Consider the following 21,677-nt stretch of genomic DNA (forward strand, 5'->3'; position numbering starts at 1 on the left):
ATCTTGCAAATCGAAATGAGGAGTGTGCCCGTGTTTGACGATCTGTTTGGCCCTGAAGGGGCAAAGCGCGACGGCGCGGAAATTTTCAAGGCGTTGCGCGAAGCTGCCAGCGAACGCATCCTCATTCTCGACGGCGCCATGGGCACGCAGATCCAGGGTCTGGGTTTTGACGAAGACCATTTTCGCGGCGACCGCTTTATCGGCTGCGCCTGTCACCAGAAGGGCAATAACGACCTTCTGATCCTGACCCAGCCGGACGCCATCGAGGACATCCATTATCGTTATGCCATGGCGGGTGCGGATATTCTCGAAACCAACACGTTTTCGTCGACGCGCATCGCGCAGGCCGATTACGAGATGGAAAATGCCGTCTACGATCTCAACCGCGAAGGTGCGGCGATCGTGCGACGTGCCGCCCTGCGCGCCGAGCGGGAAGATGGCCGTCGCCGTTTCGTGGCTGGCGCCATCGGCCCGACCAACCGCACGGCCTCGATTTCGCCTGACGTCAACAATCCCGGTTACCGCGCCGTCAGCTTTGACGACCTGCGTATCGCCTATGGCGAGCAGATCGATGGCCTGATCGACGGCGGCGCCGATATTATCCTGATCGAGACGATCTTCGATACGCTGAACGCCAAGGCGGCGATCTTTGCCTGCGAGGAGCGTTTCGAGGCCAAGGGCATCCGCCTGCCGGTCATGATCTCGGGCACCATCACCGACCTTTCCGGCCGCACGCTGTCTGGCCAGACGCCGTCTGCTTTCTGGAATTCGGTGCGCCACGCCAATCCCTTCACCATCGGTCTCAACTGCGCGCTGGGTGCTGACGCCATGCGTCCGCATTTGCAGGAACTGTCTGATGTGGCCGATACCTTCGTCTGCGCCTATCCGAATGCAGGCCTGCCGAATGAATTCGGCCAATATGACGAAACGCCTGAAATGATGGCGCGGCAGGTGCAGGGTTTTGCCCGCGACGGTCTCGTCAACATCGTCGGCGGTTGCTGTGGCTCGACGCCGGAGCACATCCGCGCGATTGCCGAAGCCGTCAAGGATTACAAGCCGCGCCCGATCCCCGAGCACAAGCCCTTCATGTCGCTTTCGGGCCTTGAGTCCTTCGTGCTCACCAAGGACATTCCCTTCGTCAATGTCGGCGAGCGCACCAACGTCACCGGCTCGGCCCGCTTCCGCAAGCTAATCACCGCCGGCGATTATACGGCAGCGCTGGCCGTCGCCCGCGACCAGGTGGAGAACGGCGCGCAGATCATCGACATCAACATGGATGAAGGCCTGATCGATTCCGAAAAGGCGATGGTGGAGTTTCTCAACCTCATCGCCGCCGAACCGGATATCGCCCGCGTGCCTATCATGATCGACAGCTCGAAATTCGAGATCATCGAGGCCGGCCTGAAATGCGTTCAGGGCAAGTCGATCGTTAACTCGATTTCGCTGAAAGAAGGCGAGGAGAAGTTTCTCCAGCAGGCGCGGCTCGTCCACAATTACGGTGCGGCGGTTGTCGTCATGGCCTTTGACGAGGTCGGGCAGGCGGATACCTATCAGCGCAAGGTGGAAATCTGCTCGCGCGCCTACAAGCTGCTGACCGAGAAGGCGGGCCTCTCGCCGGAAGACATCATCTTCGATCCGAACGTCTTTGCGGTGGCGACGGGTATCGAGGAGCACAATAATTACGGGGTCGATTTCATCGAGGCCACCAAGACCATCCGCGAAACCATGCCGCTCACGCATATTTCCGGCGGCGTCTCCAACCTGTCCTTCTCCTTCCGCGGCAATGAGCCGGTGCGTGAGGCGATGCATGCCGTATTCCTCTACCACGCCATTCAGGTCGGCATGGATATGGGCATCGTGAATGCCGGTCAGCTTGCGGTTTACGACAATATCGATGCCGAACTGCGCGAGGCCTGCGAGGATGTGGTGCTGAACCGCCGCGACGATGCGACGGAACGGCTGCTGGAGGTCGCGGAACGTTTCCGTGGCACAGGCGCCAAGGATACCAAGGTGCAGGACCTCTCCTGGCGTGAACTCCCCGTCGAAAAGCGGCTGGAACATGCGCTGGTCAACGGCATCACCGACTATATCGAGGCCGATACGGAAGAGGCACGTCAGAAGGCGGAGCGTCCGCTGCATGTCATCGAGGGGCCGCTGATGGCCGGCATGAATGTGGTCGGTGACCTGTTCGGTTCAGGCAAGATGTTCCTGCCGCAGGTGGTGAAATCCGCCCGCGTGATGAAGCAGGCGGTGGCCGTGCTGCTTCCTTATATGGAAGAGGAAAAACGCCTGAATGGTGGGGCCGAGCGCAGTGCCGCCGGCAAGGTGCTGATGGCGACCGTGAAGGGCGATGTGCACGATATCGGCAAGAATATCGTCGGCGTCGTTCTCGCCTGCAACAATTACGAGATCATCGATCTCGGCGTGATGGTGCCCACAACGAAAATCCTCGAAACGGCGATTGCCGAAAAGGTTGACGTGATCGGCCTTTCCGGCCTGATTACCCCGTCGCTGGACGAGATGGTGCATGTGGCCGCCGAAATGGAGCGGCAGGGTTTCGACATTCCGCTGCTGATCGGCGGCGCGACAACGAGCCGCGTGCATACGGCGGTGAAAATCCATCCGCGTTACGAGGCGGGTCAGGCGATCTATGTCACCGACGCCTCGCGTGCGGTGGGCGTCGTGTCGGCCCTTCTCTCCGCCGAGCAGAAGCCCGCCTATATCGACGGTATTCGCAGCGAATATGCCAAGGTGGCGGAGGCACACGCCCGCAATGAGCGCGAAAAGCAGCGCTTGCCGCTTTCCCGCGCCCGCGAGAATGCGCACAAGATTGACTGGTCGGCCTATAGCGCCGTCAAGCCGCAATTCTTCGGCACAAGGGTATTCGAAACCTATGACCTTGAAGAGCTTTCCCGTTACATCGACTGGACGCCCTTTTTCCAGACCTGGGAATTGAAGGGTCGTTTCCCCGCCATTCTCGATGACGAAAAGCAGGGCGAGGCGGCGCGGCAGCTTTACAGCGATGCGCAGGCGATGCTGAAGAAGATCATCGAGGAAAACTGGTTCCGGCCAAGGGCGGTGATTGGTTTTTGGCCGGCCAACGCCGTGGGTGACGATATCCGCCTGTTCACGGATGAAAGCCGCGGCGAAGAGCTTGCGACCTTCTTCACGCTGCGCCAGCAGCTTTCCAAGCGCGATGGTCGCCCCAATGTGGCGCTGTCGGATTTCGTGGCGCCGGTCGATAGCGGTGTTGCCGACTATGTCGGCGGCTTTGTGGTGACGGCGGGTATCGAGGAAGTGGCGATTGCCGAGCGTTTCGAGCGGGCGAATGACGATTATTCGTCCATTCTCGTCAAGGCGCTGGCCGACCGTTTTGCGGAAGCTTTTGCAGAGCGCATGCATGAGAGGGTGCGCAAGGAGTTCTGGGGTTATGCACCAGACGAGGCTTTTGCCGGCGACGAGCTGATCGGCGAGGCCTATGCCGGTATCCGACCGGCACCCGGTTATCCGGCCCAGCCCGATCATACCGAAAAGAAGACGCTGTTTGCCCTGCTCGACGCCACCAATGCGGCGGGCGTGGAACTGACGGAGAGCTATGCCATGTGGCCCGGCTCGTCGGTGTCGGGCATCTATATCGGCCACCCCGAGAGCTATTATTTCGGTGTCGCCAAGGTGGAGCGTGACCAGGTTCTGGATTATGCGCGCCGCAAGGATATGCCGGTTGAGGAAGTGGAGCGCTGGCTGGGACCGGTCCTCAACTACGTGCCGACGAACGGCGCGGAGGAAATCGACAGCGCGGCCTGATGTTCCGGTGTGCTGCCATTCAATAAAAAAGCGCGGGTCTTGCCCGCGCTTTTTGCATTCAGTCGGTGTTTAAGACCGTAAAGCCGCCAGTTCCTCGATGCCGACATGGCTCTCGACCTCGCTGCCGCGCAGGTAAAGATAGAGGCCGATCGCAAAGGCGAGGACGGCGATGAACACCAGATACCAGGCATGGGCCATGGGGTTGATCGCAAGCGCCGTCGTTACGCCAATCGGGGTCAGCCCGCCGAAGACGGCATAGGAGACGTTGTAGGCGAAGGAGAGGCCGGAGAAGCGAACCGAGGCCGGGAAGGCACGGACCATGACGTATGGCACCGCACCCGCCATACCGACCGAAAGACCCATGACGCCGTAAAGCACGAACATGGTTTGAAGCGATGTGCCAGCATAGCTGTAGAAGGTGAAGGTGGCGATGCCGAAGAAAATACTGGCTCCCATGAAGAAGAGGCCGGAGCCGATACGGTCGATCAGCGCGCCGGCGATGATGACGCCGAAGATCAGGAACAGCGTGCCGAAGCTGGTGCCGGCCAGCGCCTGTGTCGGGGTATAACCGTAAAGCTTCTGCAGGAAGGTGGCCGTCATCAGCGTGGTGACGACGATGGCCGCCGACAGAACCCAGGTCAGCAGGGCGGAGATGATCACGCCGCGCATATGGTGTTTCAGCACCAGCCCGAGCGGCAGCTTATCCGTCAGCGATTTCGACTTCTTCATTTCCATGAAGATCGGCGTTTCTTCCAGCCAGCGACGCAGATAAACGGCGATAAGGCCGAAAATGCCGCCAAGCAGGAAGGGAATGCGCCAGGCGTAACCGGCCACATCCTCCGGCGTGAAGAGCGAGTTGATGGCAAAGGCGATCAAGGATCCCAGCATGATGCCGAAGGAAAGGCCCGATGTGAGGAAACCGCAGGCAAGCCCGACGCGGCGGAAGGGCACATGTTCGGCAACGAAGGTCCAGGCCCCCGGCACTTCACCGCCAATGGCAGCGCCCTGCAGCATGCGCAGAATGATGAGCAGGATGGGGGCGGCAACGCCGATGGTGGCATAGGTCGGCATCAGCGCCATGCCCAGCGTCGAGAGCGCCATCAGCAGGATGGAGAAGGCAAAGACGCGCTTGCGGCCGTAACGGTCGCCATAATGGGCCAGCACGATGCCACCCAGCGGCCGCACCAGATAACCGGCGGCGAAGATGCCGAAAGTCTGGATCATCACCAGCCAGTCCGGCATCTCTGGTGGAAAGAACAGATGGCCGATGACGGTCGCGAAAAACACGAAAATGATGAAATCGTAAAATTCGAGCGCGCCGCCCAGGGCCGAAAGTCCGAGTGTCTTGAAATCCTGGCTGTTGAGGGGGCGGGCTGCCGCCGGTGTGGTGGTGGGAGACATAAGCCTGCTTCTTTTCTAAATTACGTAGTACTTATGGGCATGCGGCAAGCGCGGCGGGATTTCAAGCCTTATCGATGCTCAATCGCTCAGGTATTTCGAGGGACGATCAAGAAAGCGGCGCAGGAAACTGATGTTTTCCAGCTCGTCATAAAGGCGCTCGGTGATGCCGTCTGCGTCGAAATGATAGATCGTGGCTTCGGGAATAGCCAACAGCACGGGCGAATGGGTGGCGATGATCAATTGTCCGCCGCTATCGGCCGCGTTGCGGATGATCGCCGCCAGTTCCAGCTGCTTTTGCGGCGAAAGCGGACTTTCCGGTTCGTCGAGAAAATAGAGGCCGGCGCCATGCAGCCGCTGTTGCATGATATCGAGAAATCCTTCGCCATGCGAACGCCGGTCAATGATATTGTTCCTGACGATCCTGCGAAATGTATCCGGGGTTTCTTCCGGAAAGTCTTCGCCCTTCTTGAGCGCCTTTTCTCGCTCCCAGCGAAAATCGTCCAGCGCGTCCTCGTTCTGCCGGCGGATATAACCAAGCACGTCTTCCGCGCGCATGAACATGCGGATTTTCGGATATTTCTTGCGGGCGAAATAGAAGGACTTCGCCACGGTCTCGGCATGCTGAAGATAGAGGTCGCCGGCAACCTGGCCGTGATTGCCGATGGCATAGGCCGTCATTCCCGCTGCCAGCCCTTCCAGCAGCGTCGATTTGCCTGAGCCGTTATTGCCGGCAAAAAAGGTGATCGGCGTTTTGAATTCGAGGCGTTCCAGATGGCGCAGCGCTGGAACGGAGAAGGGATAGTCGTCTCTTCCGTCCGGGGTCTCTTTCATGGTTACGCTATCGAGAAACAGCATGTCGCGTTCCTTGTATCTAATCCGTCATGTTCGCCGACGTTGCGCTCTGTCGCATCATCGCGGCCCTATGCTCAAAGCAATTGCGTGTGATTGCGGCTTAACGTGGGGCGCTGTTCGCGCAAATGGTTTGCAGCGTCGGCGGAGATACGTCACGTCGCATCGTTCGAAGTTCAGTTTATTATAATTTAGTACAGTTCATTCTTGGAAAAAATCGATAAATATTAGATATATACAATATATATCTTAAATTTAAGATGTTATCACAAGTATAAACTTCAAATTAATTCAGTAATGCCAGTTGTTTTCATTCTCGTTGTTGTTGGAGAGGGTGAATGAAGCATCTTGCGCTTTTTTCGATTTGGGCTCTATTTTTCGCGATATTTGTGAGCGAAGCTGAGGCGCGGAAGTCCCGGTTTTTTGCCACCCCCGGATTCGGCGGCGGCGAGACAATCGATCTCGTTTATGATCTGCCGGATAACGAGCCTTTTCTTCGCGATGGGGAAGCATTCGACATCGGTTATCTCAACAGCGGGGATAGGAGCGGTTATGTGCTGTATCGTGGCGAGCGGTACAGCAGGCTTAGCGATGCGGATATAGCCAGGCTGAAGGCGACGCTTGGTTTTGATCCGACGACAAAAGACCGCATGGAGCGGGCGGCGAGGGGCAGCGACGCGCCCTGGAACCTCGTGATTATCATAGCGGTCGCAATTGTTGGTATCTTTGTGCTTGTCCACAAGGGCATGCAGCTCGTGCGATGGATTTCGCGACTGGCGACGATCTCCACAGTTGCGGGAAGTAAGCGGGAGGAGGAGGACACCCCCGACCCGCTGGAGGTCCGCAAGAAACAGCTGGTAAACCGTCAATGGAGCGATAGCCAGACGGATCACGCGGCGCGTATCCCGGCAGCATCGCCGGCCCATGCGTCTGCCCGAGGAACCACGGCGGTCCGGACATTCGGACGCAGGAGCGCCTGAGCGGTGCAAAATCCCTAAACCTCAGACGGTCTCAGGAGCCTGCACTATTCGAACCGGTCGATGATGCTGATGCCGCTTTCCCTGAAACTGTCCATGGCGGGCAGGGCGGTTGCTGCCTCGGAAAGCGTGATGTGGCGGCCGATCAGTTTTTCCGGCGCGAGCCTGCCGTTTTCGATCATCGCCAGCATGTCCTGGTAACGCCATGCCTGCATGCCGTGGCTACCATAGATCTCCAGCTCATGCGCGATCACCCGGGCCATGGGGATGGCGGGCATGGCATGCTCGGCGAGCATGAGCCCCACCTGCACATGGCGGCCGCGCCGACGCAGGTTGCTGATGGAGTTGCAGCACGTCTGCGGGTGGCCAAGCGCATCGACAGAGACATGTGCACCGCCGCCCGTCACCTCGCGAACCGCCTCGGCAACATCGGCAACCGCGCGGCTGTTGATGGTGGCGGTTGCTCCAAGCTGGCGGGCAAGTTCGAGTTTGTCTTCGGCAATATCGATGGCGACAACCTGTGCGCCGAGGCCCGCGCCGATCATGATGGCGGAAAGGCCGACGCCGCCGCAGCCGTGCACGGCCAGCCACTCACCACCCTTCAGGCGTCCCTGATCGGTCACGGCTCGGAAGGAGGTGGCGAAACGACAGCCAAGGCCCGCGGCAGTGGCGTAACTCATCGATTCCGGGAGGTGGACGAGGTTCTGATCGGCATAGTCGATGGCGACATATTCGGCGAAGGAACCCCAATGGGTGAAGCCCGGCTGGAACTGCGCTTCGCAGACCTGCTGGTTGCCGGAGCGGCACTCATGGCAATGGCCGCAGCCGGAGACGAAGGGCACGGTGACGCGGTCGCCGGTCTTGAAGCGGGTGACGTGTCTGCCGACGGCGGCTATCACACCTGCGAATTCGTGGCCGGGAACATGCGGCAGGCGGATATCCGGGTCATGTCCCATCCAGCCGTGCCAGTCGCTGCGGCAGAGGCCGGTCGCCTTCACGGCGATGACAACGCCGTTTTCTGTCGGCTCGGGATCGGGAAGCGAGGCAACAACAGGGGGTTCGCCAAAACGTTCATAGAACAGCGCACGCATAGCAGCCTCACATCTTCATTTCCGATCGATATGAGGCCTGCTTAACGTTTTCCCCTGACGGAGGAAAGCGATTTAATCTTTGATCACCATCAGATCATTGGCCGCAAATTTCAGCGTTACTTGCTCGCCAATCGCCGGGGGCGCCGTGCCGGGATCGTTGAACATGTCGAAAGACAGGGTTGAACCGCCGAGATCGAGACGGGTGCGGATGACGGAGCCGAGGAACTGGCTGGAGGTGACGTTGCCTGATATCGCGACATCACCCTTGGCGTTCGCGCCGAGTGCCCCGGCTTCGGGGCGCAATGCCAGCGTGATCTTTTCGCCATTGGTCGCTTCCACCGGCTGGGGCAGGGTGATCTGCTGATCACCGACGCGGATGACGTTGGCAGAGGCATCCAAGACGGTGGCGTCGATGAGGTTCAACGTGCCGACGAAAGAGGCGACGAAGCGGGTCGCTGGCTTGTTGTAGATATCGAAGGGGGAGCCGATCTGGTCGGCGCGGCCGCCATTCATGACGACGATGCGGTCGGAAATGGAAAGAGCCTCTTCCTGATCGTGGGTGACGAAAATGGTGGTGATGCCAAGTTTCTGCTGGATCTGGCGGATTTCTTCGCGCAGCGACACGCGGATCTTGGCGTCGAGCGCGGAGAGTGGTTCGTCCAGCAGAAGCACTTCCGGCTTCGGGGCGAGCGCGCGTGCGAGCGCCACGCGCTGCTGCTGGCCGCCCGACATCTGATAGGGATAACGGTCCGCCAGATGCTCCAGATGGATGAGCTGGAGCATTTCCTTCACGCGCGCATCGATCTCGGCTTTCGGTTTGCCAGCGACTTTGAGCCCGAAGGCGACGTTTTCGAAGACATTCATGTTCGGGAACAGCGCATAGGCCTGGAACACCATGCCGATATTGCGCTGGTTGGGGCGCAGCGCCGTTTGGTCCTTGCCGTTGATGATGATCGATCCGCCACTCGGCGTTTCGAAACCGGCGATCATGCGCAAAACGGTTGTCTTGCCGCAGCCCGATGGCCCGAGGAAGGAGACGAACTCGCCCTTTTCGATGGCCATGTTGAAATCATGCACGACCTGTACGGAGCCGAAGGATTTCTTGATGTTGCTAAGTGTCAAAAAGCTCATGAAATAGTGTCCTCAGGCCTTGGGAGGCGCGCCCTTCTGATAGCGTGAAACGAGTTGGATCAGGCCCAGGCAACCCCAGGTGATGCCGAAGGAAATCACGGCAAGCGCGGCCGGTTCATAGGCGCGGTTGGCACCGAGCAGCTGCATGTAGGGGCCGAAGGCCGGGCGGTTCAAAAGGGCCGCCATGGTGAATTCACCGATGACGATGGCGAAGGTCAAAAAAGCACCTGACAGCACCGCAACCAGAACATTTGGCAGGATGATGCGGGACAGGATGGTCGCCCAGCCCGCGCCGAGGCTTTGGGCGGCTTCCGTCAGCGTCGCCACATCGATGGTCCTGAGACCGGTATCGACGGCGCGGTACATATAGGGCAGAGCAAGCGTCGCATAACCGAACATCAAAAGCAGGTTGGTGCCGAAGCTCGTGCCCGTCAGCGGTAGCCAGCTCGAGGTGTTGTAAAGCCTGATATAACCAAAGACGATGACGATGGCCGGGATGACCAGCGGCAGAAGCGTGATGAATTCAATATAGGGCCGCAGACCTGGCAGTTTCAGGCGCACCCAATAGGCGGTGGGCACCACCAGCAGAACCCCGAAGACGATGGTGAACAGCGCCATCACCACCGAATAGCTGAAAGTCTCCTGAAAGCGCGGATCGCCCAGCACTTTTGCATAGGCGTCGAAGGAATATTCGGCGCGCCGCATTTTTAGCGAGAAGTTGGTCATGCCGATCAGCGGCAGGGCGAAATAGAGCAGGCCGAAGACCAGCGCGCCCCAAGCGAAGAAACGCTTCATTTCAGCCACCTTTCACTGCGGGCGCGCAGCCAGATATAAAGCGCATTGGCAATGCCGGTCACGACGATCATGCCAAAGGCGAGCGCGTAACCGAGATGGGGGTCGCCGAGAACGTCACCGCGTATCTGGGCAAAAAGCAGGATGGGTGCGATGTTCAGGGAGGAACCGGTCAGCGCTATTGCCGTGGCGACCGCACCAAAGGCATTTGCGAACAGCAGGGCGAATGTGCCGAGCAGCGACGGCAACAGGATCGGAAAAGCTATAAACCGCCAATATTGCATGCCCGTTGCGCCAAGAACTTCCGCAGCCTCACGCCATTCGCGCTTCAGCCCGTCCAAAGCAGGAGCAATGATCAGGATCATAAGCGGGATTTGGAAGAAGAGATAGGTAATCGTCAGACCCCAGAAGGAGATGAGGTTGAAGCCCATCAATCTGAGGTCTATTCCCAGTTGCGATTTCAGGAACACCGTGAGTATGCCAACCGGGCCGAGGGTTGCGAGAAACGCAAAGGCTAGCGGAACCCCGGCAAATTGCGATGCCACCCCTGAAAACGTCATCAGCGGCCCGCGCAACAGGCTTGGAAGACCGCCAAGTATGACGGCCGCAGCAACTGAAAAGCCGATCAGACATCCCAATAATGACGACGCAAGGCTGATTTTTATCGATATCGTAAACGCGCCCATGATCGAGGGCGTGAAAAGCCCTGCGATATTGGCAAGCGTAAAACTGCCGCTGGCGTCCTGAAAAGCACCGATGACGATCTTCATCGTCGGCAAAATCAAAAACATCGCAACAAAGACGACGAATGGCAGCACACCCATCCAATGAAGCGGCAGCTTTCTGCCCGCGTCGGATGGTCCGCCGGTGTTGGTTGATGGCATGCCTTGTCCCCACACGCCGTTTTAAAACGGTCTATATATTGCGGTTATCACGAAAGAAACACCCCGGCCGTTCTTCAGCCGGGGTGCGTTTTCAACAACTTACTTGACGTTCGCGCCAACGGTCTTGTCCCAGCCGCCGGTAACGGCAGCCTTGTTGGCATCAACTTCCTCAAGCGTCGGGAAGATTGCCTTTTCATAGGCTGCTGCCGGCGGCAGGCTGTCGATCAATTCCTGCGGAACCTTGCCGGCCTTGACCATGGCGTTGAAGCGGATCGGGTGGCAATAGCCCTTCAGCCAGCCGAGCTGACCGTCGTCGGAATAGAGATGCTCCATCCAGAGCTTCGCTGCGTTCGGGTGCGGTGCATAGGCAGAAATGCCCTGCACGTAAACGCCGGCCAGAACACCTTTTTCAGGCACGACGACTTCTGTCGGCGGGTTGTCGTTCAACGTCTTTTTCCAGGAAAGCGCGTTGTAATCCCAGGCGATGATGATTGGTGTCGAACCCTGTGCGAGCGTGCCGGCCTTGCCGACGGTCGGAACGAAGTTGCCTGCCTTGTTGAGGTCGGCAAAATACTTCAGACCGGCTTCACCGGCTTCCTTGCCGGACTTTGCGCCCTGGCCAAGACCGGCGGCGAGAACGCCGAGAATTGCCTGGTTGGATGTCAGCGGGGGGCCGGCAAGTGCGACCTGACCGGAATATTCCGGCTTCTGCAGGTCGGCCCAGTCTTTCGGCGTGTTCTTGACGAGGTCCTTGTTCACGAAGAAGGACATCACGCCGTAATAGTCGCCGTACCAGTAACCTTCCGGATCCTTGACGTTGTCGGGAATTTCGTCCCAGGTGGAGACCTTGTAGGGCTGCAGCAGGCCTTCGGCCTTCATCTGCGGGCCGAAGGCGAGGCCAACGTCGATGACGTCAGGCGCCTGCGGGCCCTTATTGTCTTTGTTGGCCTTCACCGCTTCCACTTCATCGGCGGAGCCGGCGTCGGGGTTCAGTTCGTTAACGGTGATTTCCGGATATTTCGCCTTGAAGGCGGCAATCACGTCGCCGTAACCGCACCAGTCGTGCGGCAGCGCGATCGTTGTCAGCATGCCTTCCTTCTTGGCGGCGGCGATCAGCTCGGCGCTCGGTTCAGCGGCGGCAATTGCGGTGGAGGCGATGACCAGAGCAGTGGTCGTAGCGAGCAGTCGGCGGCAGTGAGAGATCACTTTTTTCTCCTCTTCGTGTCTCATATTGCGGACGCTGATACGGATACTCGATGAAGCTAATGTGACGGCTGGATTGCAATCTTTTTATCCGGATTCCGTCACTTTACGCCCCTTTTCCGCCATCACCCGGCTTTTTGCCTGCAATTGCGGGAGTTCCCCCTCGTTGTCCGTGGTGGCCCAATGTGTTCCCCAGCTTGGTTTTTATCCTGTTTTATCGTGCTGGCAGCGATGACAGGTATCCAATCAGCGTGCGGCATCCGCGTCAAGCAAGTTGCCGGCTATATAGTTTCATGTTTTGTCCGGCCTGCGGAACAACCGTGTCTGCTCGAACAGGCCTTCCAGTGCATTCATGCGCTCCCTGGTTTCATCCCAGGCGCCGTTCTGGACCGCTTCGATCAGCGCTTCGACCACGAACAGCGTGACGACCGAGGAATCCCATGCTGAGGGCGCTTCGATCCTGACGCGGAAAATGTGCAGCGCGTGGCGCGCCACCGGCGATGTCCATTGATCGGTGAAGAGAATGATCTGCACACCGTTCGCCTTGGCCACTTCGGCCAGCGTCGTCATGTCGTGCTCGTAGCGGCGGATGTCGAAAATAACCAGCACATCGCCGGCGCTCATGTTCAACATATATTGCGGCCAGGCGCTGGAATTGGACGACATCAGCGTCGTCTTCGGCCGGATCACCTGCATGTGGGTGAAGAAATATTCGGCGATCGCACCGGTAATGCGCCCGCCGACGAAATAGATGCTGCGCTTGCGGTCGGAAAGCAGCGCTGCGGCATTGTCGAAAACGGCGGTATCGAGATCGCTCAGCGTATCGCGCAGATTGCCCGTAATGGCGTCTGCGAAGCGGTTGAGAATGTGCAGGCCGGGCGCATTGGTTGCCCAGCGGTCATGTTTGGCGACGGGGCCGGAGATCGTCGCCTCCAGCTCCTGATGCAGATGCGCCTGAAATTCCGGATAGCCCTTATATCCGAGCTTCTGCACCATGCGCGCCACCGTCGGTGTGGAAACACCGGCGTTTTCCGCAATGGTGGTGATGCTGCCGAGGCCGGAGACGGGGTAGTTGCCGAGCAGGCTCTCTGCCAGCCGTTTTTCCGAACGGGTCAGTGTGTCGTAATGGGCATGGATGACATCCGACACGGTGGCCGTCGTGCTGCGCAAATTTTTCCCCTTCCGGTCTTCTGCCGGTGAATAGCTAAAATAAACATCTGTGCCAGCTATCGAGTCAATGGGGAAATGAAGAGAAAATTTCAAAATTCCATTTGACACTCGCGATAATGTGAAGAATTCTTTTCGACATTGACGGAGCGACGGGGTTTCCGGGCGGGGTTCGTGCATGACGGTGCGGTCACGGTTTTTCACAGAAGCAGAAGGGCAGGCCGTCGGCGTCGAGAATGCGGCGGCGATGGGCGACGTCCTTCTCGTCTGCGAACATGCGTCCGCTGCCATGCCGCAAAAATACGGAACATTGGGCCTTTCGCCGGAGGTGCTTTCGAGCCATGTGGCCTGGGATCCGGGTGCTCTGGCCGTCGCCCGGCTGCTTTCGAAAAAGTTTGACGCCACGCTCGTCTACCAGCGTTTTTCGCGTCTCGTCTATGATTGCAACCGGCCGCCAGAATCGCCTTCCGCCATGCCGGTGAAAAGCGAGATTTACGATATTCCAGGCAATTTCGATCTCAGCGAAGCGGAGCGGTTCGCCCGCACCTCCGCGCTTTATGTGCCGTTCCATGACCGGGTGAGCGAGATCATCGCCGCGCGGCAGGCGGACGGCCGTAAAGTGGTGGTCGTGACCATCCACAGTTTCACGCCGGTTTATCACGGTCGGTTCCGAAAGGTTGAGATCGGCATCCTGCACGATGCCGACAGCCGTCTTGCGGATGCGATGCTGGCGGGCGCGGAAGGCTGCTCGCTCACAGTCAGTCGCAACGATCCCTATGGCCCGGAAGACGGCGTGACGCATACGCTGCGACTGCATGCGCTGCCGGACGGGCTTTTGAACGTCATGATCGAGATCCGCAACGATCTCATCAGCAGCGAAGGAGAACAAGCGGAAATCGCCGGGTTTCTCCATGAGCTTATGGGGAAGGCGCTCTCATCGATCGATGAGTGAGGGAGCTATGGCCGGCCGATGGTGAAAACACCGGGGTCGGCCGACAGATAAGATTGCCGCGATTTTATAAAAACCGGCCATGCAGCCGAAAAAACAAAGCGGCAAGGGAACAGCAAGTGCGTGCGGCCAATCGCGGGATCCTCCCGGGTGAAGCCGGAAACTGGGGCACAATCGGCCAATAATGGCTGACTGGCTTGTTTTTTTCTTATTCAGGAGAGAAGGGCATGGACAGTTCATCGTCAGGCGTCAGCTACAAGAAGGCTGATGCATCCTATTTCGAAAAACGCGGACTATCCCGTTATGCGGGCGTATGGTCGCTCTGGGCGCTTGGCGTCGGCGCGGTCATTTCCGGGCATTTTTCCGGATGGAATTTCGGCTTTTCCACCGGCGGCTGGGGCGGCATGCTGGTGGCAGGCATCATCATCGCCATCATGTATCTCGGGCTGACATTTTCGATTGCCGAAATGAGCCCGGCCCTGCCGCATACGGGTGCGGCCTATTCCTTCGCCCGCACGGCCATGGGGCCATGGGGCGGCTTCATCACCGGGCTTTGCGAGAATGTCGAATATGTGCTGACGCCGGCGGTCGTCGTCACCTTCATCACAGCCTATGTGAACTCCATTCTCGGCCTAGATCCGGCTTATTCACCTTTTGTGTGGATCGTGTTTTATGCGATTTTCCTGGGACTCAACGTCTTCGGGCTTGAGCTTTCGTTCAAGGTTACGCTCGTCATCACGCTGATTTCGCTTGCCGTTCTGGTGTTCTTCTGGATCAGCGCCATTCCCAACATCGATTTTTCGCGTTTTGCGCTCAACATCGGTGTCGGACCTGACGGCAAGGCGGTGGAACTGCCGGAGGGCGGCGGCTCCTTCTTCCCCTTCGGTTTCTCGGGCGTTCTCGCCACGCTGCCTTTCGCGGTCTGGCTGTTTCTCGCCATCGAGCAGTTGCCGCTGGCGGCTGAGGAATCCGTCGATCCGAAACGCGACATGCCGAAGGGAATCATCCTTGGCATGGTCACGCTGATGGTTTCGGCCTTCATGATCGTGCTGCTCAACCCGTCGCTGCCGGGCGTCGGCGCCTTCCATCTCAGCTCGTCGCTTGAGCCGCTTTTGGACGGTTTCAAGGCGATCTATGGCGATGGTGGCGTGGTGGTGCTCGGTCTCGTTGCTCTGACGGGCCTGATCGCAAGTTTTCATACGATCCTTTATGCGCAGGGCCGCCAGATCTATTCGTTGTCGCGTGCGGGTTACTTCCCGACCGTGCTGTCCATCACCCACTCGAAATACCGCACGCCATACGTGGCCAATATCACCGGTGCCATAGTCGGGCTCGCGGTCATGTTGGTCATCTGGTTCTCGCTGGGTGCGGAGCAGGGCGGCAGCATCATTGGCAGCGTGCTTCTGAACATGGCCGTTTTCGGTGCGATGTTCTCCTATATCATGCAGGCGATTTCCTTCATTCTTCTGCGCAAGAACCTGCCGCATATCGAGCGGCCGTTCCGGTCGCCCTTCGGTATTCCCGGTGCGGTGCTGACGATCATCATCGCCATCGTAACGCTGCTTTACCAGATCCAGGATCCGAACTTCACGAAGGGCGTGCTCTGGGTTGCCGTCTGGTTTGCCGTGGCGATTGCCTATTTCGGCCTCGTCGGTCGTCATCGCCTCATCCTGTCGCCGGAGGAGGAATTCGCGCTGGAGCACAAGCAGGCTGCCATGGCAGCGGCGGGTGCAAAGGCCTGATGCTTAAACAAACGGGCGGCCGCATTCCGGCCGCCCGGTCAATACAATAAAGGGAACGGACAAAAATGACGAGCTACACATTCGACGCGCTAAAAATGGATGTCGCCGAGGGGCGCATCGACACGGTTCTCGCCTGCCTTGTCGACATGCAGGGGCGTCTGATGGGCAAACGGTTTCAGGCGGAATTCTTTGTTGAAAGCGCCTTTGAGGAAACCCATAGCTGCAATTACGTGCTCGCCACCGACATGGAGATGGAAACCGTTCCCGGTTACAAATCCTCCAGCTGGGAGAAGGGTTACGGCGACTATGTCCTTAAGCCCGATCTTTCAACGCTGCGGCGGGTGCCGTGGCTGGAAGGCACGGCGCTGGTGCTTTGCGACGTGCTCGATCATCACACACACGAAGAGGTGCCCCATTCCCCGCGCGCTCTGTTGAAAAAGCAGGTGGCGCGGCTGGAGGCCATGGGGCTGAAGGCCTATATGGCGACCGAGCTCGAATTTTTCCTGTTCGACCAGACCTTCGACGCAGCCCGCGCCAGTGGCTACAAGGATCTGAACCTCGCCAGCGGTTATAATGAGGATTACCATATCTTCCAGACGACCAAGGAAGAGGATGTGATGCGGGCGCTGCGCAAGGGCCTGCAGGGGGCGGGTATTCCGGTCGAAAATTCCAAGGGTGAGGCGTCTGCAGGGCAGGCGGAAATCAACGTTCGTTATGCCGAGGCGCTGACCATGGCCGACCGGCACGCCATCATCAAGAACGCCACCAAGGAGATCGCCTGGTCCAAGGGCAAGGCGGTGACGTTCCTCGCCAAGTGGAACTACAATGCCGCCGGCAGTTCTTCACACATCCACCAGTCGCTGTGGAGCCTCGACGGCAAGACCCCAGCGTTTCTGGACAAGGACGCCAAGCATGGCATGTCGGAACTGATGCGGCATTATGTTGCCGGACTTCTGGCCCATGCCAGCGAGATCACCTATTTTCTCGCGCCCTACATCAATTCCTACAAGCGCTTCATGGCCGGCACGTTTGCGCCCACCAAGGCGATCTGGAGCCTCGACAACCGCACGGCCGGATATCGCCTCTGCGGGGAGGGCACCAAGGGCATCCGCATCGAGTGCCGTGTCGGCGGCTCCGATCTCAATCCCTATCTCGCCATGGCGGCTTTGCTTGCGGCGGGCATTGACGGCATCGAAAATAAACTTGAACTTGAGCCCGCTTTTGTCGGCGACGCCTATGGCGGCAAGGATGTGCGCGAGATACCCAAGACCCTGCGTGACGCCACTGCGTTTCTCGACGGATCGAAAATGCTGCGCAACGCCTTTGGCGACGATGTGATCGATCATTACGTCCGCGCCGGAGCTTGGGAACAGGAAGAATACGACCGCCGCGTGACCGACTGGGAAGTGGCGCGCGGTTTCGAACGAGCCTAATCATTACGGGAAAACATCATGACCATGATCCAGAATATCTCGCCCATCGACGGCTCGGTTTATGCCGAGCGCGAGGCGATGTCGCTGGAGGCGGCGCGGGCCGCCGTTTCGAAAGCGCGCAAGGCGCAGAAGGACTGGGCTCGACGCCCGCTGGAGGACCGCGTTCAGCTGGTTCTCAAAGGTGTCGCACGCCTTAACGAAATGGTGGATGAGGTCGTGCCGGAACTTGCCCATATGATGGGCCGGCCGGTGCGCTATGGCGGCGAGTTCAAGGGCTTCAACGAGCGTTCCAACTATGTTGCCTCCATCGCCGCCGATGCGCTGGCGCCGCTCGTCATCGAGGAAAGCGGCAATTTCGAACGCCGCATTGAACGCGAGGCACATGGCGTGGTCTTCGTCATCGCGCCGTGGAACTATCCTTACATGACGGCGATCAACACCGTTGCGCCCGCTTTGATGGCCGGCAATACGGTCGTCATCAAACATGCGGCGCAGACGCTTCTCGTCGGCGAGCGCATGGTGCGGGCCTTCGTAGAGGCCGGCGTGCCCGAAGACGTTTTCATCAATGTCTTCCTCGACCATGGCACGACTTCGGCGCTGATTTCCGAGGGCCTGTTCAATTTCGTCAATTTCACCGGTTCGGTGGAAGGCGGTCGTGCCATCGAACGTGCCGCTGCCGGCACTTTTACCGGTCTCGGGCTTGAACTCGGCGGCAAGGACCCCGGTTATGTGATGGAGGATGCCGATCTCGACGCCGCCGTCGATACGCTGATGGACGGCGCGACTTATAATTCCGGTCAATGCTGCTGCGGTATCGAGCGTATCTACGTCAACGAAAACCTCTATGACGCCTTTGTCGAGAAGTCGGTGGCGTGGGTGTCCAACTACAAGCTCGGCAATCCGCTGATTGAGGAAACGACGCTCGGGCCGATGGCCAACAAGCGTTTTGCCAAGGTGGTTCGCGCGCAGATTGCCGATGCCGTTTCGAAGGGTGCGAAGGCTCTGGTCGATCCGAAGCTGTTTCCCGTCGATGACGGCGAAAGCGCTTATGTCGCGCCGCAAGTGCTCGTCAATGTCGATCATTCCATGGAATTTATGACCGAAGAAACCTTCGGCCCGGCCGTCGGGATCATGAAGGTGAAGAACGACGACGAAGCCATCGCGCTGATGAATGACAGCAAATACGGATTGACCGCCTCGCTCTGGACCCAGGATGCCGCCCGCGCCGGGCGCATCGGCCGCGAAATCGAAACCGGCACCGTGTTCATGAACCGCGCGGATTATCTCGACCCGGCCCTTTGCTGGACCGGGGTGAAGGAAACGGGCCGTGGCGGCTCGCTTTCCGTTCTCGGTTTCCAGAACCTGACCCGCCCGAAATCCTACCATCTGAAGAAAGTCACGAAATGAATATCGTCGCCAACTGGAGCTACCCCACCGCTGTCAAGCTTGGCCGTGGCCGGATCAAGGAACTGGCGGAAGCCTGCAAGACGCTTGGTATCAAGAAGCCGCTTCTCGTTACGGATCGCGGCCTTGCCAATATGGCGATTACCGCGCATGCGCTGGATGTGCTGGAAGAGGCGGGTCTCGGCCGGGCGATCTTCGCCGAGGTCGATCCCAATCCCAATGAGATCAACATGGAAGCCGGCGTGAAAGCCTATCGCGATGGCGGTCACGACGGCGTCGTCGCTTTCGGCGGCGGTTCGGGCCTCGATCTCGGCAAGACCATCGCCTTCATGGCCGGGCAGACGCGCCCGGTCTGGGATTTCGAAGATATCGGCGACTGGTGGACACGGGCGGACGCTTCCAAGATCGCGCCCATCGTCGCCGTGCCGACGACGGCAGGCACGGGGTCGGAAGTCGGCCGCGCCAGCGTCATCACCAATTCGCAGACGCATGTGAAGAAGATTATCTTCCATCCGAAGCTCCTGCCCGGCGTCGTCATATGCGATCCGGAGCTGACGGTCGGCATGCCGAAGGTCATCACGGCGGGCACGGGCATGGATGCTTTCGCCCATTGCCTGGAAGCCTATTCCTCGCCCTTCTATCATCCGATGAGCGCCGGCGTGGCGCTGGAGGGGCTGCGGCTCGTCAAGGAATTCCTGCCGCGCGCCTATAAGGACGGCACGGATATCGAAGCCCGCACTAACATGATGGCAGCGGCAGCGATGGGGGCGGTTGCCTTTCAGAAGGGTCTCGGCGCCATTCACTCGCTCTCGCACCCGATCGGTGCGGTCTACAACACCCATCACGGCATGACCAACGCCGTCGTCATGCCAGCGGTGCTGCGCTTCAACCGTCCGGCCATCGAGGACAAGATCGCCCGCGCGGCCGCCTATCTTGGCATTTCCGGCGGCTTCGACGGCTTTTATGATTATGTGCTGGAGCTTCGCAGGGAACTCGGCGTGCCGGAGAATCTCACCGCCATGGGCATCAAGCCGGATCGTATCGACGAACTGGCGGCGGAAGCGATCAAGGATCCGAGCTGCGGGGGTAATCCGGTGCCGATGACGCTCGAAAATACGAGGAAGTTGTTCGAGGACTGCTTCTAAGGAGTGACCTTTATTCGTCAGGTTTGTGAGAGGTTGAGAGGGTGCCGCTTGTTTCTTCTCCCCGCCGGGGAGAAGGTCGCGGCAGCGGGATGAGGGGGGGCAAGCTCTCGGTTAATCGCTACCGTTGCCCCTTTATCCGACCCTTCGGGCCACCTTCTCCCCGGCGGGGAGAAGAAACGAGTGGCGACGTTGTGCCCTGCACGGGGAGCGAGCCACGTACGATCTCTAATCCATAAAGCCCGCGATGGTCCAGCCGCGGGCTTTTTGTTGCGGCGCATAACCGTTCTTAGTCTTTTCTTAACCATGTTCGTTAAGGTTATGGAAAGCACCATGATCGGCTCGGTGCGTGAGTGAGCATGAAATGGCTCTGATCAATCGGGGATATCATGCCTGTCATTACTTTTGCCAACACCAAGGGCGGCGCCGGAAAAACGACCGCTGTGCTGCTTCTGGCAACCGAACTCGCCCGTAGCGGCCACCGCGTGACGGTTCTCGATGCCGATCCGCAATTGTGGATTTCCCGCTGGCATGAACTGTCCGGCGAGATCGAGAATCTCTCGGTGATTTCGCATGTGACGATGGCTTCGCTGGAAGGCCATATTCGCGAAAACAAAGCCAACACCGACTGTTTCATCATCGACCTGCCGGGTGCGAAAACCCCGCTTCTGACCATGGCGCTCGGTATTTCCGATCATGTGCTGATCCCGGTTCAAGGCTCAGCCATGGATGCGCGCGGTGCTGCCGAGGTTCTGGACCACATCGAATTCCTGAACCGCAAGATGGGCAAGGAGATCGCCCATTCCATCGTACTGACGCGGGTCAACGCCATGGTGGCGACGCGCTCGCTGCTGCTCGTCAAAATGCTGCTGGCGGAAAAGAACGTCTCGGTGCTCAATACGCCGATTGTCGAGAGAGCGGCCTATCGCGATATTTTCGATTATGGCGGCACGCTTCTCTGTCTCGACAAGGACAAGGTCAGCAATATCGACAAGGCGGTGGAGAACGCGAAAGCCTTCGCCACCGAAGTCGTCGGCCTATTGCCAAAACGTCTTTCGCGGCTCGGCACGCAGCCCGCACGCCTCTTCACCCGCAAGGCCGCCTGAGAGCCGGAGCTGCCGCCAGGGCAGGAACCGGCTCCGTCCGCGCGCTCGTTAAGGCGCATAGCCGCGCAGCCTGTTGTAACGTGCGACCTGCTCCTTGGTCAGCAGCTTTGCCGTTTCGAGATGAGCGGCAAGGTGGATGTATCTCAGTCTGGCGCGGCTTTCTTCAATACGGTCGAGTTGCGCTCGCAGTTGATCCGCATCGATTGAGCCATTACGGAAGCCTGCATCCAGTGCCGCTTCGCCGGCGATCATTTGCCTGCCTTCTGTCGCAGCATCTTTCCGCATGGTTTGAAACAGCTGTTGGACGGCGGCGGCCTGCTCGGTCGTCAGCGCCAGTTCTGTCGCCATCTTGCTGACATGTGAGGGACCCGGCATACCGTTGAGATCGGCGGCTTTCGCAAAGCCCCATCCGCCTCCCTGTTCCAGTTCGGCAATATCTTCAGCCGACAGGCTCTTGATGGTTCGGCTCTGCTGGCCCGCATAGGGAGATTGGTGGAGATGCTGCTCTTCCCCGGCGGCTGAGAGGGGGAGAAGAGCGGTGAGGAAGACAAGAACCGTGGATTTCATGGGGCTACTCGGATTGTTGCGATCCCCTGAGCTTG

At 59.0% G+C, this 21,677-nt stretch carries 17 protein-coding genes; 8 read left to right on the forward strand and 9 right to left on the reverse strand.

Features of this window, described 5'->3' with window-relative positions:
• The first annotated feature begins 30 nt into the window (after positions 1-30).
• Positions 31-3,804, forward strand: coding sequence for a methionine synthase (metH, locus tag AGR1_RS02510; RefSeq protein ID WP_149146092.1), 3,774 nt, complete (start codon positions 31-33; stop codon positions 3,802-3,804).
• 69 nt (positions 3,805-3,873) lie between these two features.
• Here the strand turns inward: metH and AGR1_RS02515 are convergent, their stop codons facing one another.
• A complete protein-coding gene (locus AGR1_RS02515) occupies positions 3,874-5,205 on the reverse strand; it encodes an MFS transporter (RefSeq protein ID WP_080790274.1) in 1,332 nt (443 codons plus the stop codon).
• A gap of 78 nt (positions 5,206-5,283) precedes the next feature.
• Positions 5,284-6,060: an AAA family ATPase gene (locus AGR1_RS02520; RefSeq protein ID WP_149146093.1), complete on the reverse strand. Its 777-nt coding sequence runs from the start codon at positions 6,058-6,060 to the stop codon at positions 5,284-5,286.
• Positions 6,061-6,392: 332 nt separating this feature from the next.
• Between AGR1_RS02520 and AGR1_RS02525 the strand changes: the two genes are divergently transcribed.
• On the forward strand, positions 6,393-7,034 hold the full coding sequence (locus AGR1_RS02525) for a hypothetical protein (protein WP_149146094.1): 642 nt from the start codon (positions 6,393-6,395) through the stop codon (positions 7,032-7,034).
• A 44-nt stretch (positions 7,035-7,078) separates the two neighbouring features.
• Here the strand turns inward: AGR1_RS02525 and AGR1_RS02530 are convergent, their stop codons facing one another.
• The 6 genes from AGR1_RS02530 to AGR1_RS02560 form a co-directional block, all read right to left on the reverse strand.
• Complete coding sequence (locus AGR1_RS02530) at positions 7,079-8,122, reverse strand: zinc-dependent alcohol dehydrogenase family protein (protein WP_149146095.1); 1,044 nt, start codon at positions 8,120-8,122, stop codon at positions 7,079-7,081.
• A 72-nt stretch (positions 8,123-8,194) separates the two neighbouring features.
• A complete protein-coding gene (locus AGR1_RS02535; protein ID WP_080790278.1) occupies positions 8,195-9,253 on the reverse strand; it encodes an ABC transporter ATP-binding protein in 1,059 nt (352 codons plus the stop codon).
• A 12-nt stretch (positions 9,254-9,265) separates the two neighbouring features.
• The gene (locus AGR1_RS02540) at positions 9,266-10,048 is read right to left on the reverse strand and encodes an ABC transporter permease (protein ID WP_080790279.1); all 783 of its coding nucleotides are present in this window, start codon (positions 10,046-10,048) and stop codon (positions 9,266-9,268) included.
• Complete coding sequence (locus AGR1_RS02545) at positions 10,045-10,929, reverse strand: ABC transporter permease subunit (RefSeq protein WP_149146096.1); 885 nt, start codon at positions 10,927-10,929, stop codon at positions 10,045-10,047. Before AGR1_RS02545 ends, AGR1_RS02540 begins: the two co-directional genes overlap by 4 nt.
• Positions 10,930-11,028: 99 nt before the next feature.
• Entirely contained in the window at positions 11,029-12,135 is a 1,107-nt protein-coding gene (locus tag AGR1_RS02550; RefSeq protein WP_149146097.1) for an ABC transporter substrate-binding protein, read from the reverse strand.
• Between the two features lie 288 nt (positions 12,136-12,423).
• Positions 12,424-13,302, reverse strand: coding sequence for a MurR/RpiR family transcriptional regulator (locus AGR1_RS02560; protein WP_080790282.1), 879 nt, complete (start codon positions 13,300-13,302; stop codon positions 12,424-12,426).
• Positions 13,303-13,477: 175 nt separating this feature from the next.
• Between AGR1_RS02560 and AGR1_RS02565 the strand changes: the two genes are divergently transcribed.
• The 6 genes from AGR1_RS02565 (at position 13,478) to AGR1_RS02590 (ending at position 21,075) form a co-directional block, all read left to right on the forward strand.
• Complete coding sequence (locus AGR1_RS02565) at positions 13,478-14,251, forward strand: N-formylglutamate amidohydrolase (protein WP_080790283.1); 774 nt, start codon at positions 13,478-13,480, stop codon at positions 14,249-14,251.
• A 224-nt stretch (positions 14,252-14,475) separates the two neighbouring features.
• Entirely contained in the window at positions 14,476-15,990 is a 1,515-nt protein-coding gene (locus tag AGR1_RS02570; protein ID WP_149146098.1) for an amino acid permease, read from the forward strand.
• A gap of 65 nt (positions 15,991-16,055) precedes the next feature.
• Positions 16,056-17,423 (forward strand): glutamine synthetase family protein, encoded by a 1,368-nt coding sequence (locus tag AGR1_RS02575; protein ID WP_149146099.1) that lies wholly within the window; start codon positions 16,056-16,058, stop codon positions 17,421-17,423.
• A gap of 18 nt (positions 17,424-17,441) precedes the next feature.
• Entirely contained in the window at positions 17,442-18,830 is a 1,389-nt protein-coding gene (locus tag AGR1_RS02580) for an aldehyde dehydrogenase family protein (protein ID WP_080790285.1), read from the forward strand.
• Positions 18,827-19,972, forward strand: coding sequence for an iron-containing alcohol dehydrogenase (locus AGR1_RS02585; protein ID WP_080790286.1), 1,146 nt, complete (start codon positions 18,827-18,829; stop codon positions 19,970-19,972). Before AGR1_RS02580 ends, AGR1_RS02585 begins: the two co-directional genes overlap by 4 nt.
• A gap of 386 nt (positions 19,973-20,358) precedes the next feature.
• Positions 20,359-21,075 (forward strand): ParA family protein, encoded by a 717-nt coding sequence (locus AGR1_RS02590; RefSeq protein WP_149146100.1) that lies wholly within the window; start codon positions 20,359-20,361, stop codon positions 21,073-21,075.
• Between the two features lie 48 nt (positions 21,076-21,123).
• Here AGR1_RS02590 and AGR1_RS02595 read toward each other — a convergent pair whose 3' ends face one another.
• The gene (locus AGR1_RS02595) at positions 21,124-21,642 is read right to left on the reverse strand and encodes a periplasmic heavy metal sensor (RefSeq protein WP_149146101.1); all 519 of its coding nucleotides are present in this window, start codon (positions 21,640-21,642) and stop codon (positions 21,124-21,126) included.
• Positions 21,643-21,677 lie beyond the last annotated feature (35 nt).

Origin of the sequence: Agrobacterium sp. B1(2019) (genome assembly GCF_008274755.1) — a bacterium.
Classification (GTDB): domain Bacteria; phylum Pseudomonadota; class Alphaproteobacteria; order Rhizobiales; family Rhizobiaceae; genus Agrobacterium; species Agrobacterium salinitolerans.

What these genes read in the sequence shown, in the direction of transcription:
- AGR1_RS02545 (WP_149146096.1), bottom strand. Translation starts at nt 10,929, where the DNA reads ATGCCATCAACCAACACCGGCGGACCATCCGACGCGGGCAGAAAGCTG.
- AGR1_RS02580 (WP_080790285.1), top strand. Translation starts at nt 17,442, where the DNA reads ATGACCATGATCCAGAATATCTCGCCCATCGACGGCTCGGTTTATGCC.
- AGR1_RS02565 (WP_080790283.1), top strand. Translation starts at nt 13,478, where the DNA reads ATGACGGTGCGGTCACGGTTTTTCACAGAAGCAGAAGGGCAGGCCGTC.
- AGR1_RS02570 (WP_149146098.1), top strand. Translation starts at nt 14,476, where the DNA reads ATGGACAGTTCATCGTCAGGCGTCAGCTACAAGAAGGCTGATGCATCC.
- AGR1_RS02575 (WP_149146099.1), top strand. Translation starts at nt 16,056, where the DNA reads ATGACGAGCTACACATTCGACGCGCTAAAAATGGATGTCGCCGAGGGG.
- AGR1_RS02520 (WP_149146093.1), bottom strand. Translation starts at nt 6,060, where the DNA reads ATGCTGTTTCTCGATAGCGTAACCATGAAAGAGACCCCGGACGGAAGA.
- AGR1_RS02530 (WP_149146095.1), bottom strand. Translation starts at nt 8,122, where the DNA reads ATGCGTGCGCTGTTCTATGAACGTTTTGGCGAACCCCCTGTTGTTGCC.
- AGR1_RS02585 (WP_080790286.1), top strand. Translation starts at nt 18,827, where the DNA reads ATGAATATCGTCGCCAACTGGAGCTACCCCACCGCTGTCAAGCTTGGC.
- AGR1_RS02540 (WP_080790279.1), bottom strand. Translation starts at nt 10,048, where the DNA reads ATGAAGCGTTTCTTCGCTTGGGGCGCGCTGGTCTTCGGCCTGCTCTAT.
- AGR1_RS02590 (WP_149146100.1), top strand. Translation starts at nt 20,359, where the DNA reads ATGCCTGTCATTACTTTTGCCAACACCAAGGGCGGCGCCGGAAAAACG.
- AGR1_RS02595 (WP_149146101.1), bottom strand. Translation starts at nt 21,642, where the DNA reads ATGAAATCCACGGTTCTTGTCTTCCTCACCGCTCTTCTCCCCCTCTCA.
- AGR1_RS02535 (WP_080790278.1), bottom strand. Translation starts at nt 9,253, where the DNA reads ATGAGCTTTTTGACACTTAGCAACATCAAGAAATCCTTCGGCTCCGTA.
- AGR1_RS02525 (WP_149146094.1), top strand. Translation starts at nt 6,393, where the DNA reads ATGAAGCATCTTGCGCTTTTTTCGATTTGGGCTCTATTTTTCGCGATA.
- AGR1_RS02515 (WP_080790274.1), bottom strand. Translation starts at nt 5,205, where the DNA reads ATGTCTCCCACCACCACACCGGCGGCAGCCCGCCCCCTCAACAGCCAG.